This is a genomic window from Dysgonomonas sp. 511 (assembly GCF_010501105.1).
Lineage (GTDB): Bacteria > Bacteroidota > Bacteroidia > Bacteroidales > Dysgonomonadaceae > Dysgonomonas.
This window is the reverse complement of record NZ_QVMQ01000025.1, coordinates 15,384-29,543: the sequence shown is the minus strand read 5'-3', so window position 1 is coordinate 29,543 and position 14,160 is coordinate 15,384. Positions and strand designations below refer to the sequence as shown.

Sequence of the window (14,160 nt, the reverse complement as noted above, 5' to 3'; positions counted from 1 at the left end):
CAGCACAGAATGCGACTATGGTAAAAGGGGTAGTAAAAGATTCTATTACAGGCGAGAAGCTACCATTTGTCACTATTTCGTTCGATAAAACGACTATAGGTACATTCTCCGACGAAGATGGCGAGTTCAGGATAAGTAACCATAGCGGACACACTTCGCTGTCGATATCTATATTGGGATACAAAACCAAGACAATAAAAGTGCTTCCAAGAACCACTTCGACAAAAGAGATTTTACTAGTACCGGAAGACCGCGCTTTGCAAGAAGTAGTAGTAAAGCCGAAAAAAGAAAAGTATTCGAAAAAGAACAATCCCGCCGTCGAACTTATAAAAAAAGTGATAGCCAATAAAAATAACACAAACATAGCCTCGCAAAGCTACTACGAATACAACGAATACGAACGTACATTGTTTGCATTCAACGACTTCAAACCCGAAAAAGGAATACTCAAACGTTATAAGTTCCTCCCCGAGTACATGGATACATCGAGAATAGACGGAAAAACAATATTGCCGTTTTCTCTACGCGAAAGGCTATCCGACGTGTTTTACAGGAAAGAACCGAAATCGAACAAAAGAATCGTTAAAGCATACCAAATACAAGGACTCGATCAAGAATTTGAAACAGAGGGAATTGATGCTGTAATAAAAGAGGTTTTTAAAGATGTATCTATTTTCGATAACTCTATCACCCTCTTACTCCACGAATTTGTTAGCCCACTGAGCAGTAGTAGTGCCATTAACTTTTATCGTTGGTACCTCTCGGATACTGTATCTATAGATAATGACAGGTATGTGAAGCTGGATTTTGCCCCATTCAATTCGCGCGATATAGGTTTTACAGGACATTTGTTTATTTCGCTCGACAGTACCTATGCCGTAAAACGTGCAATAATGAGTACGCCAAAGAAAATGAACATCAACTTTGTAGACCAATTGGTAATACAACACGACTTTGAAAAAAACAAAGATGATATATGGATTCCCGTTAAAGAAACAATGGCTCTCGACCTCTCTATGCTCGACGCCCTGAAGTTCTATGTAGAAAAAACTAAGCTATATGAAAATACTAAGCTAAATAACCCGATGGATCCGGTATTTATCCTGACCGCTCCCGAAGTATGCCAGAAAGACTACGACAAGCGCAACGATACTTATTGGATTGCCAACCGCCCGCTTGGTTACCAAAAGGACTTCCGAATGGACGATATGATGAAAGAATTGGGTAAAGACCTATTCTTAAAAGTAGCTTTTGGTGCAGGGAAACTCTTAGCTACGGGTTATATACCTACATCGAAAGACGAAAACAAGAACAAAGTAGATATTGGTACAATCCCTACATTCTACAGCTACAATTCGCTGGAAGGCAATCGATTCCGCTTCACTATGGCCACCACAAAAAACCTGCATCCACACCTTTTCTTGTATGGATATGGGGCATATGGTACGCGCGACAATAAATTTAAGTATTATGCCGAAGCAACATGGGCTTTCAATGATATACAAAACAACAAAGAAGAGTTTCCGAAACAAAACTTAACGGTAGCCTACAAATACGATATAAACACCTTAGGACAACGATATACCCAGGCCGAACGCGATAATATACTCATGTCGCTGAGTTCGACAAAAAACCAGCGACTGACCTACAACCGCCAGACGCAGGTAGCGTATGAAAAGGAGTTTTATAATGGGTTTTCATTCAAATTTACAGGGCAGACATTCGAAGAAGATCCTGCTGGCAACCTCGTATTCAACAAGATGGACGCCGACGGCAATATCTTCCATGTAGGCAGGATAAAGACTACCGAAGCCATGCTAGCTCTGCGCTATGCCCCGAATGAAAAATTCTTCCAACAAAGACGAAAAAGAAGTTCCATTACATCCAAGAAGTTTGTCCTCAACTTAAGCCATACTATGGCATTCGACGGTTTTCTGGGAGGGCAATACCATTACAATAAGACATCGTTTTCGGTAATCAAAAGTTTTTGGTTTGCACCATACGGCAAACTGACATTGAAAGGGCAAGCCGAAAAAATCTGGGGCGAAACCCCTTTCCCATTCCTCATCACCCCTAGTGCAAACAATTCGTACACTATACAAAACGGAAATTTCTACCTTATAGAACCATTGGAATTTGTTCACGACTCGCAAGTATCGTGGGAGGCGTATTATCATCTAGGCGGATTCGTATTCAATCGCATACCGCTGCTAAAGTATCTTAAATGGCGCGAAATATTAGGATTCAGAGGTTTTCTAGGTAGCCTGAGCGACAGGAATAATCCGCAAAACAACCACGACCTGTTATTGTTTCCACAAAACACCCATACTACCAAAAATGGAAATCCTTATATGGAATTTAATGTGGGAATAGAGAATATTTTCAAGTTTTTCCGTATCGACTACGTAAGGCGTATCAATTACCTAGATCATCCGGGAATAGACAAAGATGGTTTCAGAATTTCGTTCGACTTTACGTTTTGATTCAATAGTCTGTTACATTGCTGCCCCATAAATAAAGAGGTTAAAGGCAAAGAGGGATAAAATCAATGATGGTGTAATAAACTATAAGGAGGGTATGTAAAAAGTATCGTATTGGTAACTACTTTTTGCATACCCTCTTCTCTCTTTATACTACTTCTCACTTAAAACTTCCACTGGTTGGAGGTCTTGGCATTGCCGGAGCTTGTGGTTCCTCCCTTATAATATTTCAGCGCTTCGGGCAGATCTTTTTGTATTTGGCTGATACGCGTCTGATCTGATGGGTGGGTACTCATAAACTCAGGCGTACCACCTCCATTTTGCGACATACGTTGCCAGAAACCTACTGCCTGATTGGGATCGTAGCCCGCCATGGCCATAAAGATAAGCCCCAACTGGTCGGCTTCCAATTCCTGTTTGCGCGAATAAGGCAGCAATATACCATATTGCGAGCCCAAGCCGATAGCTACAGCAGCAGCTTGTTGTACACCTGCCGAAGCATTGCCAAGAACGGCACCAACGGCAGCCGTACCATATTGGGTGGCGAGTTGCTGACTCATACGCTCGTTGGAGTGCTTGGCTACCGCGTGAGCCACCTCGTGCCCCATTACTACGGCAAGCCCCGTTTCGTTTTGGGTATATGGCAATATGCCTTCATATACCACTATCTTTCCGCCCGGCATACAAAAGGCATTCACATCGGTACTCTTCACCAAGTTGAACTCCCAGGCATAGTCTTGCAATTGGTCGCCATACCCATTGTTTTTCAAGTAGGTTTCCACCGCATTGGCTATGTTTCGCCCCACTCTTTGCACTATCGCTGTATTCACCTTATCGGTAGATACGGGTGCCGATTTCATAAATTCATCGTATTGTTGAAGGCTGAGAGTCAGCACTTCGCTGTTCGATACCAGCGATAGTTGCTTACGCCCCGTCACAGGTACGCTTCCGCATCCTGCCAACAGCAGCATACAAGAGACGAACCACAAGATTGCAGTTGTTTTCATAATAGATCAGTTTTGATTTTAGTTTCAGTTAATGGTTTTATTTTTGGTTTTGCTCTTTCAGCAAGTCCCTTATTTCTGTCAGCAATTGCTCTTCCTTGGTTGGTGCAGGGGGAGCAGCTGGCGCATCTTCTTGTTTCTTCTTAAACGAGTTGATAGCCTTGATAGCAAAAAATATAGCTGTTGCAATGATAACAAAATCGAACACAGTTTGCAGGAATGTGCCGTAATTGATAGTTACAGCAGCAGCGTCGGCAGTAGCCTGCTTCAGTTCCAGTTTGAGGTCGGTAAAGTCTACCCCACCCACTAATATACCAATGGGAGGCATAACGATATCGCTAACCAGCGATGATACTATTTTCCCAAACGCACCTCCTACAATAACACCGACAGCCATATCTATCACGTTGCCGCGCATCATAAACTCTTTCAGTTCCTTTATTATTGCCATAATTAATTTAGTTGCTTATTATATTATTAATCAGTTTAATTTACACAATCAATCGTAAAAAAGACGCTTCATTCCTCTGCATGGCAAGCAAAACACTCATTACATTCTTCAATCAACGCTTTCTTTAGAACGCAAATTAACGAATTTTGTTTAAAATAACCCTGCTTCGGAACAGATTATCTTTCAAAACAATAAAATAACTATCTTTACTTTCTGTTTAATTTATATTTTGAGGTTCAAAATACCATCCTATATATACATACATATATGAAAGCTTTGATATACAGAGAAATCAAGTCTGTCTTTTGCTCGCCGGCAAGTGCATTTTTCGCCCTTGTTTTTCTATTGGCAACAGGCTGTCTGTTATGGTTTTTCTCGGGAAGCTACAATATTATAGATAGTGGATATGCCGATACGAAGCATTTCTTCGCTTTGGCTGCCATCATACTGTCGGTACTGATTCCGGCACTAACGATGCGGACTTTTGCAGAAGAAAGGCGGAACAAGACTCTCGACACATTACTTATACGCCCTGTAAGCATTGCTTCCATCTGTTTGAGTAAATTTCTGGCCGTATTTATTTTTGTCGTCATCACCATATTGCCTACCATGCTGTATGTATATTCGCTTTACCAACTGGCAAACCCGACTGGCAATATCGACATGGCAGGCATTACAGCATCTTATATATCACTGCTCTTGCTTACCTCTGTATTCATAGCCATAGGGATGGCAGGGTCGGCGGCTACACGCAATCAGGTGGCGGCTTTCTTGCTGTCGCTCATATTATGCCTGTTTGTATTCTATGGCTTCGACCTGTTGGCAGAGCTGTTCATATCGGGAAAAATCAAGGGCTTTATGTCCTCGCTGGGCTTATCGTACCACTACAGGCAAATGCAGAGGGGAGTAATACAGGTAAACGACCTTGTTGTCATAACCAACTACATCTTGCTGTCGGGCATTGCTATACATTTTGCCCTAAACAAAAAGAGAAGGAAAGCATTGACATATGGAATATCCTGTTTTCTGGTTTTTAACCTTATACTAATGTTTATACCAAACAACCGCTTCGACTTCACCGCCGACAAACGTTTCACTCTGAGCCAATATTCGAAAGACCTGCTTAAAGGTGTAGCTGAGGGCAAACCTTTGAAAATAAACATCTATCTGACGGGCGAACTCAACTACGGCTTCCAACATCTACAGGATGCAACACGTACGCTTCTCGACGATTTCAACAGTTATGCCAACAATAAGATAGCAATAGATTATGTATCGCCATACCAACTAGGAAACACTCCGCAACAGGTATTCGATGCGATGCACGAAGCGGGTATGACAGGTATCTTTCTCAACGAAACCGATCGTGAGGGAAAGATCAGCCGGAAAGTGATATACCCTTATGCACAGGTTATAAACGGCAGCGACACCCTTGTTGTACCCCTGCTGAAAAACGTAAAAGGATATACGGCAGAGCAAAACCTGAATGCCTCAGCCGAAAGCCTCGAATTTGAATTTACAGACGCTATACGATTATTGCAACAAGAACGGCCTAAAACTATCGCTTTCATAGAAGGACACGACGAAATACCACGTACCTACGTCTACGATGCTGAAGAAGTACTGGCGAAATACTACTTTGTGAACCGCGGTGAGATAGGCAACCGCACCGGCGAACTCGACGATTTCGATGCCGTAATCATTGCAGGCCCGTTGAAACGATACAGCGAAACCGAAAAATACATCCTCGACCAATATATCATGCAGGGAGGCAAGGTGCTGTGGCTGGTAGACGGCGCATACTATTCGCACCAGCAACTTGCCCGGACGGGGCAGTCGCCAAGCATGAAAAACGACACCAATCTTGACGATATGCTGTTTACATACGGCGTACGCATCAATGCCGACCTGATACAAGACCAGCAGTGCATAACCACCTACCTGGTATCCGGCAGCGAAACACAAAGCACAATAGAAGTGCCCAACTATTACCAACCGCTGCTGATGCCTTCGCCCGATCGGGTAATTACAAAGAATATACGCGATGTACTGGCAGGCTTTGCCAGTTCGGTAGACGTGGTAAATAAGTCGGCAGACATAAAGAAAGACATCCTGCTCACCACATCGGCAAACACCCGCTTGGTGAAGGTGCCCGAAACCATCGACTTCGATGTGGAACGCGTACAAAATACGCCTGATTATTTCGACCACTCCTTTATCCCTGTTGCGGTAAGCCTGCAAGGACGGTTCGCGTCACTGTATGCCGGACGCATAATTCCCGACAGTGTGGAGACAGCAGGGCGCAAGATCATCCAGAAAAGTACGGATACAAGAATGATTGTGGTTTCGTCGTCCGACATCATCACCAACGGCATAGAAGGTCAGGGCGGCAACAGTACGGTTTTGCCCATGGGCTACGACCGTGTATCGGGGCAACAATACGGCAACCGCGACTTTATAGTAAATGCTGTAAACTGGCTTACCGACGATGAAGGGTTGATGGTGTTGCGTACAAAAAAGCAGCAATTATACATTCTCGATAAGAAACTGTCGTATGAAAGCCGCGACCGTTATGCGTTGATAAATATAGTGTTCCCTCCTTTATTTGTGCTACTGATAATGGGCGGAGTGGTATTGTATCGTAAGAGGAAGTATGGGGGATAAACGAAAGAATAACAAAAACTACACAAACACATGAAAATCCATATAAAAACAATCGCCATAATATTATTGGCTGCAATCACCATCTTTCTTCTCAAAAAAGATTACTTCACTATCCAGTTCAATAAATTCCGCATAAATTACATTTCGAATAACGATATAAACTATCACGATGCAACCCAATTCACCATATACGGAAGCCTGACAAAAGACCTGAAAAGATTCGACAAAATAAAAGGATTCGAATATATATCCACTACCTCTACAGGTGTAAGCATTGCCTTCAGAACAAATTCCACACGAATTGCGCTCAAATGGGAAAACGACAACATCGCCCCATTCCACTCTATGAGCCTGTTGTGCAGAGCCGGCATCGACCTGTATCAATATAAAGACAGCAGCTTTGTATATGTAGCCTCGGCGATCCCCGATAATGAGATATTCAATTGTTCCGAAGCGTTAGATTTTATGGATAACTCAGAAAAGATTTTCCTCATCAATCTACCGACCTACTCTGAAGTGAGCAAACTGGAAATAGGGGTAGACAATGGTTCGTATATAGAAAAACAGGAAGTGTTGGATAGTGAAAGGAAGATAATAATCTACGGATCGAGCATAACGCAGGGGTCAAGCCCTTCGCGACCGGGGCTAAGCTACCCGAACATCCTGTCGCGAAGCCTGGAAAGAGAAGTAATCAATGTAGGCTTCTCCGGTCTTGGGCTATTCGATTTGGAGATGCTGCCTTTTCTCGCCGGTATAGATTCGAAGGAGATTGTACTCGAATGTGTGCCTAATACAACTTTGGACAACGTTGAAGGCCATGCCTCGCAGTTTATAGAAGGATTGCTGAAACAAGGAAAAAGAGTATATCTTGTCGAAGGGTTTATACGGGAGAATGTTTCGCTGTTCAACAATGATTTCGATAAAAAGTCGAAAGCCTATACCGAAGTCCGCAATAAACTGCTGTTCGAAATCTACGAAAAATTGAAACAGCAAGACGCAGATATAGTATGGATAGATAATTCCTGTTTCGATTCGGTTCACGACTTCACTGCGGATGGCGTGCATTTGAATGATATAGGGCATATGATTCTGGCAGAGCATATAATAAAAGCATTTGCCTCTGATATGGATTTGAAACCTAACAATTGAAGTTTAATCTTTTTTCTACCCCCCAAAAAATCCCAACCCAGAAAAATTTCTATTTTTGCCCTCAATCATTTTTATTCTTTTTATATTTGCATCTGCACTTTTTTAACCGGAACAATGGATCAGATAAAGCAACAAATTGACGCACTTCGCGACGAGCTGAACAAGCACAACTACGACTATTATGTATTGTCGATGCCCACAATATCCGACTTCGAGTTCGATAAGAAATTGAAAGAACTTTCGGATCTCGAAACACAGCATCCCGAATATTTCGACCCCAACTCGCCCACACAGCGCGTAGGCAGCGACATCAACAAGTCGTTCAAGCAAGTGCCGCACAAATACCCGATGCTTTCGCTAGGCAACACCTATTCGAAAGAAGAAGTGACCGACTTTTACAACCGTGTGCAAAAAGGGCTGAACGACGAATTTGAAATAGTCTGCGAACTAAAATACGATGGCACATCCATTTCCCTCACTTATGTAAATGGTATGCTCACACAAGCCGTAACACGTGGCGACGGCGTGCAGGGCGACGATGTTACCGCCAATGTGCGCACCATACGCAGTATTCCTTTGCTACTGAGAGGCGACGACTACCCGCAGGAATTTGAAATACGCGGCGAAATACTGATGCCGTGGGCAGTATTCGAAGAACTGAATAAGGAACGCGAAGAACAGGAAGAAGCCCTCTTTGCCAATCCGCGCAATGCCGGTTCGGGTACGCTCAAGCAGCAAGACCCCAAAATTGTAGCCTCACGTAAGCTCGATTCGTTCCTTTATTATATGCTCGGCGAAAACCTGCCGACAGACGGACATTACGAGAACCTGATGAAAGCCAAAGAATGGGGCTTCAAGATTTCGGATGCCACAAAAAAATGCAAGACCCTCGATGAAGTTTTCGACTACATACAATATTGGGACACCGGGCGCAAAAACCTGCCTGTAGCTACCGATGGCATTGTGCTGAAAGTAAATTCGCTTTCGCAGCAACGCAACCTCGGTTTCACGTCCAAATTTCCACGCTGGGCTATCGCCTACAAGTTTCAGGCAGAGCAGGCAACCACCACCCTCCTGTCGGTATCCTACCAGGTAGGGCGCACAGGAGCAGTGACACCCGTTGCCAACCTTAGCCCCGTAAAACTATCGGGAACCACCGTCAAACGGGCTTCGCTATACAACGAAGACTATATCAACCTGCTCGACCTACACGTCAACGACCAGGTATTTGTGGAAAAAGGCGGCGAGATAATCCCTAAGATAACAGGAGTAGACACCGCAAAACGCGGCATATTCGATCCGAAGGTGGAATTTACCAAAAACTGCCCCGAATGCGGTACACCGCTCATAAAAGACGAAGGTGAAGCCATATACTATTGCCCCAACGATACGGGTTGCCCGCCACAAATCAAAGGGCGCATCGGTCACTTCCTCACGCGTAAGGCGATGAATATAGCAGGCGGTTCGGAAACCGTGGAGCATCTCTACAACGCCAAACTGATACACAATATAGCCGACCTTTACGCATTAAAATGGCAGGATATATGCCGCCTTGAACGTTGGGCAGAAAAAAGCGCAAAGAATTTGGTAGACAGCATACACGGCTCGGTAAACGTACCTTACGAACGTGTATTATACGCGTTGGGTATCCGCTATGTAGGCGAAACTGTTGCCAAAAAACTGGCGCGTGCATTCCCTAGTATCGACAAGCTGATGGCTGCATCGGTAGAAGAACTTACACAAGTGGACGAAATTGGCGACCGCATAGCGCAAAGCATAGTCAAGTATTTTGGCGAAGAAGCAAACCTTGAGGTGGTGAACAAGCTTCGCGAATTTGGGCTCAAATTTGAACTAAGCGAAGACGTAATAGCCAAACGGACAAATAAACTGGAAGGGCTTACTATTGTTATCAGTGGAACATTTGAGAAACATTCGCGCGACGAATACAAGGATATGATAGAACAAAACGGAGGGAAGAACAGCGGTTCTATCTCATCGAAAACCAGCTATTTGCTTGCCGGAGATAATATGGGACCCGCCAAACTGGAAAAAGCTGAAAAGCTAGGGGTAAAGATTATAGGTGAAGACGATTTTCTGGGGCTATTGAAGTAAATTACCGCCTTTAATCCTGAATGGGTATTCTTAAATGAAAAAATATGAATATAGTGTTGGATGAAAGAGATTCTTCACTTCGTTCAGAATGAAAGAGGGGGCTTCTCTCCATAAAAATAAAACTTATATCTCATATCTTATCTGCTCGTATCTACGAATAATTAAAAAGATATAATAAAGCGTACAATATAAGACAATCGGCTGCGAAAACCCTTTGTCCTTTGTTAAAAAAGACGTATCTTGTGTCTCCTTTTTACACAAGGAAAGATGAACTAATATATACATTATTTATTTAACCTAAAACAACTCGTAACCATGGATTTAAACAAAATTCAGGAAAAATTTAAAGCCCTTTACGGAGAGGGCGGCACTTTGTACACATCTCCGGGACGTGTAAACCTTATCGGTGAACATACAGACTACAACGGCGGGTTTGTATTGCCGGGAGCCATCGACAAAGGCATGTATTGCGAAATCAAGCCAAACGGGACAGACAAAGTACGCGCCTTTGCCCTCGACCTTGAGGAATCGGCTGAATTTGGACTGGGCGAAAATGACCTTCCCGCCAAACAATGGGCAAAATATATTTACGGCGTTTGCCGCGAAATGATAAAGAAAGGAAAGGCAGTACCGGGATTCGACACTGTATTTTCGGGCGATGTACCTTTGGGTGCAGGGATGTCTTCTTCGGCTGCTTTGGAAAGCTGCTTTGGCTTTGCTGTCAACGACCAATTCAATCTCGGTTTCGACCGTTTCGAACTGGCGCTAATCGGGCAAGCTACAGAACATAATTATGTAGGCGTGATGTGCGGCATCATGGATCAATTTGCGTCATGTTTCGGTAAAGAAGGCTCGCTGATCCGTCTCGATTGCCGTTCGCTCGAATATCAATATGTACCGTTCAATCCGGAAGGATACCGCTTGGTGTTGATAAACACTTGTGTTTCCCACAATCTGGCAGAAGGTGCGTACAACAAACGTCGTCAATCGTGTGAAAATGTAGCTGCTGCCATTGCAAAACGCCATCCTGAAGTTAAATTGCTTCGCGATGCCAATATGGCAATGCTTCGTGAAGTAGCCAACGAAGTAAGTGCAGAAGACTATATCCGCGCCGAATTTGTTATCGAAGAAATACAACGCCTGCTCGATGCCTGCGAAGCCCTTGAAAAAGGCGACTACGAAACTGTAGGTAAGAAAATGTACGAAACTCATATCGGTTTGAGCCGCAAATATGAAGTAAGTTGCGATGAACTCGACTTCCTCAACGATATAGCACGCGAATGCGGTGTTGCCGGCTCGCGCGTAATGGGCGGCGGATTCGGAGGTTGTACCATCAACCTTGTGAAGAACGAATTGTACGACGGATTTATCAAACGTGCAACCGAAAGCTACGAGCAGAAGTTCAAAATCAAACCTAAAGTTTACGATGTAGTAATCAAAGATGGTGCAAGAAAGCTGTAACCACTAGATCCTGCAAGACAGGAGAATAGGACAACATTAATAATAAAAGAAGCCATGACCTCTTAATGCAGGAAATGGCTTCTTTGTTCCATTATCAATACAAATGGTTTACACTTTTGCGATAATTATTTATTCTGCTTAAAAAATTACCTCCATTATAATCATAAGGTGTGAATTAATTCTTAATTTTGCACTTATTGAAATAGATGCTCCCATCCGGGAACTAAGAACAAAGCTTGATAAACGTTTATGCCGAGAATAAACCTGAGAGGAATGGGAGTGGCACTGATTACTCCTTTCAAAGAAGACGAAAGCGTGGATTATGATGCCCTCTTGCGTCTTGTGGATTACCAGCTGCAAAATGGTACTGATTATCTCGTAGTGCTGGGAACTACAGCCGAAACCCCTACACTGACCGAAGATGAGAAGAAGCAGGTTGTGGAATTGGTAGTCAGCCGTGTGGGCGGACAGATCCCCATTATTTTAGGCGAAGGCGGAAACAATACACGCGCCATAGTAGACAAGCTAAAGAAAAACGATTATAACGGCATCGACGGTATATTATCTGTAGTACCTTATTACAACAAACCCTCGCAGGAAGGCATTTATCAACACTACAAAGCCATATCTGAGGTTTCTTCACTACCAATAATCTCGTACAACGTACCGGGACGCACTGGTGTAAATATGACTGCCGATACCACTTTGCGCATAGCCAACGATTTCCCTAATATTATTGCAGTGAAAGAGGCTTCGGGAAATATGACGCAAATGGACGAAATAATCAAACGTAAGCCAGAGCATTTCGATGTCATTTCGGGCGACGATGGTATCACTTTCCCTCTGATAACATTAGGGGCGATAGGAGTAATATCCGTTATAGGAAACGCTTTCCCGAAGGAGTTCAGTCGAATGACGCGCCTCGCCCTCGAAGGCGATTACAGCAGCGCGCTTACCATACATCATAGTTTCAACGAGTTGTTCAACCTGCTGTTTGTCGATGGCAACCCTGCCGGGGTGAAATGTATGCTCAACATGATGGGATACATAGAAAACAAGTTGCGATTGCCGCTTGTCCCTACGCGCATCACCACTTACGAGCAGATACGCCATGTGTTGCAAGAACTAAATATCGACTGCTGACCTCTGTTATCCACCTTCTTTAAATTCCAATATATCGCCGGGCTGGCATTCCAACTCCTTGCATATCGCTTCGAGCGTGCTGAAACGTATGGCTTTGGCTTTGCCCGTTTTCAATATAGAAAGGTTGGCAGGAGTGATATCTACCTTTTCCGATAATTCGTTGAGCGACATCTTCCGTTTTGCCATCATTACATCCAGATTTACTATTATTGCCATATCTTATTCATTTTCAGTTTCTTTATTACAATTTCTATTAGATAGTTAAATCCTGTTCTTCTTTCATTTTCAGGGCATAATTGATTACCTCTGTGATAATCAGCATTATCAGTCCTAGTATAAGCGGATATGCACTGACGCTTTCTCCCGTTATGTTAAATCCATTTATATCCAATGATTGTTTTGCCAGCGACATATCCATATAACAAATAACAGATTCGAGTATAAACCAACCGATGAGCGTCCAGCCCATCACTCGGAGTTTGAAAGTAGTGGAGTCGCTTATCATCTTATTTTTACCGATATTGTATATCACATTGAAAAAGAGGAATGGAAAAGCCAGCAAAGCAATCATAAAAAACACGGTAAAGACCGACATTACCACTTCGATAATATAATAATGTGTAGGGATAGATCCGTCCGGCACCTCTATCCGTACTTTATATGTATAGTCTGTAGTTTTTAGATCTTTGTTTGTTTTTTGGTCGTGCAGCACAGGCACAGCCTGATTACCATCCATAGGTTCGAGCATAACGGGAATACTGCTGAAAAAAGATGAGTTTCCTCCTCCATCTTTTGCTCCTTGCTTAAACGAGGACACTATTTCATCTTTTTCAGTATACACCATATGGACAAAACTTCCCACAAAAACTAGTGCCAACAAAATACTGTAAACTTTAATTTTCTTATTCATAACATTTATTTTTTTTATTTAGTTCAAATATCTATATGCAAAAGAATAAATTATTTTCGAAATTCACAAATAATTTATCGAAAAACGATATATTCTTATTAAATAACACTTCACATATGTTATAAACATCACAAACACAAGGAAATAGACAGCAGATACATATTCTCTTTAATTTTATCTAAAAAATAACCTCTACAAATTTGGAATATAAGCAAAACTATTCTATCTTTGCAACGCATTTAAGGAAAACGGCTACGTAGCTCAACTGAATAGAGCATCTGACTACGGATCAGAAGGTTACAGGTTTGAATCCTGTCGTGGTCACTCTTAGAAAACAATAAAGTGTGTGAATCAATGGTTTACACGCTTTTGTTTTTTAGTACTTAGAAAAACACTTAGCGAATCACGGCTCTTCGGGGCTCACCCCGGAAAGTTGTGGAGCTAGAAAAAAGGGAGTAGTTTTGTTTTATGGAAACAGGCTACGAACTATTATTACCCGAAGGCATATTGACTTATTTTGAAGTAACCCATGCCGAACGCACCTCTACAGCAATCTTAATCTATTTGGATGAGAAGGATTTATCGGAAGAAGAACGTAAAGGCAAACACCTTCAATCCAAAGGTTTTTACCCACCCGCATCGATACATGACTTTCCTCTTCGAGGGAAAAGTTTAATACTTCACGTCCGCCGTCGTCGCTGGCAGGATCTGAATACAGGCAATCCGTATATGCGTGATTGGGAAGTAGTAGCCAAAGGTACTCGTCTAACCGAAGAGTTTGCCTCT

At 42.9% G+C, this 14,160-nt stretch carries 11 protein-coding genes and 1 tRNA gene; 8 read left to right on the top strand and 4 right to left on the bottom strand.

Annotation, left to right across the window (positions count from 1 at the left end; genetic code table 11):
- Positions 1-17: 17 nt before the first annotated feature.
- Positions 18-2,483, top strand: coding sequence for a DUF5686 and carboxypeptidase-like regulatory domain-containing protein (locus tag D0T57_RS11780; protein ID WP_255490584.1), 2,466 nt, complete (start codon positions 18-20; stop codon positions 2,481-2,483).
- A 161-nt stretch (positions 2,484-2,644) separates the two neighbouring features.
- Here D0T57_RS11780 and D0T57_RS11775 read toward each other — a convergent pair whose 3' ends face one another.
- Both D0T57_RS11775 and mscL read right to left on the bottom strand, forming a co-directional pair.
- Positions 2,645-3,487 carry a M48 family metallopeptidase gene (locus tag D0T57_RS11775; RefSeq protein ID WP_185154675.1) on the bottom strand — a complete coding sequence of 281 codons (843 nt, stop codon included), beginning with the start codon at positions 3,485-3,487 and terminating at the stop codon, positions 2,645-2,647.
- Positions 3,488-3,524: 37 nt separating this feature from the next.
- Positions 3,525-3,935, bottom strand: a complete 411-nt coding sequence (gene mscL, locus D0T57_RS11770) for a large-conductance mechanosensitive channel protein MscL (protein ID WP_163273690.1) — start codon at positions 3,933-3,935, stop codon at positions 3,525-3,527.
- 267 nt (positions 3,936-4,202) lie between these two features.
- Here mscL and gldG point away from each other — a divergent pair, with 267 nt between their 5' ends.
- From gldG to dapA, 5 genes are all read left to right on the top strand, one after another.
- Positions 4,203-6,599 (top strand): gliding motility-associated ABC transporter substrate-binding protein GldG, encoded by a 2,397-nt coding sequence (gene gldG / locus D0T57_RS11765; protein WP_163273689.1) that lies wholly within the window; start codon positions 4,203-4,205, stop codon positions 6,597-6,599.
- A gap of 30 nt (positions 6,600-6,629) precedes the next feature.
- Positions 6,630-7,748 carry an SGNH/GDSL hydrolase family protein gene (locus tag D0T57_RS11760; RefSeq protein WP_163273688.1) on the top strand — a complete coding sequence of 373 codons (1,119 nt, stop codon included), beginning with the start codon at positions 6,630-6,632 and terminating at the stop codon, positions 7,746-7,748.
- A 114-nt stretch (positions 7,749-7,862) separates the two neighbouring features.
- Positions 7,863-9,860 carry an NAD-dependent DNA ligase LigA gene (ligA, locus tag D0T57_RS11755; protein ID WP_163273687.1) on the top strand — a complete coding sequence of 666 codons (1,998 nt, stop codon included), beginning with the start codon at positions 7,863-7,865 and terminating at the stop codon, positions 9,858-9,860.
- A gap of 315 nt (positions 9,861-10,175) precedes the next feature.
- The gene (galK, locus tag D0T57_RS11750) at positions 10,176-11,321 is read left to right on the top strand and encodes a galactokinase (protein ID WP_163273686.1); all 1,146 of its coding nucleotides are present in this window, start codon (positions 10,176-10,178) and stop codon (positions 11,319-11,321) included.
- Between the two features lie 249 nt (positions 11,322-11,570).
- Positions 11,571-12,464 (top strand): 4-hydroxy-tetrahydrodipicolinate synthase, encoded by an 894-nt coding sequence (dapA, locus tag D0T57_RS11745; RefSeq protein ID WP_163273685.1) that lies wholly within the window; start codon positions 11,571-11,573, stop codon positions 12,462-12,464.
- A 6-nt stretch (positions 12,465-12,470) separates the two neighbouring features.
- On the opposite strand, the gene D0T57_RS11740 is transcribed toward dapA, so the two are convergent.
- Positions 12,471-12,680: a helix-turn-helix transcriptional regulator gene (locus D0T57_RS11740; RefSeq protein WP_163273684.1), complete on the bottom strand. Its 210-nt coding sequence runs from the start codon at positions 12,678-12,680 to the stop codon at positions 12,471-12,473.
- A 37-nt stretch (positions 12,681-12,717) separates the two neighbouring features.
- Entirely contained in the window at positions 12,718-13,374 is a 657-nt protein-coding gene (locus tag D0T57_RS11735) for a DUF2975 domain-containing protein (protein ID WP_163273683.1), read from the bottom strand.
- Between the two features lie 250 nt (positions 13,375-13,624).
- Here D0T57_RS11735 and D0T57_RS11730 point away from each other — a divergent pair.
- Positions 13,625-13,698, top strand: a tRNA-Arg gene (locus D0T57_RS11730).
- A 144-nt stretch (positions 13,699-13,842) separates the two neighbouring features.
- The coding region (locus tag D0T57_RS11725) for a hypothetical protein (RefSeq protein ID WP_163273682.1) at positions 13,843-14,160 on the top strand (318 nt) is incomplete at its 3' end.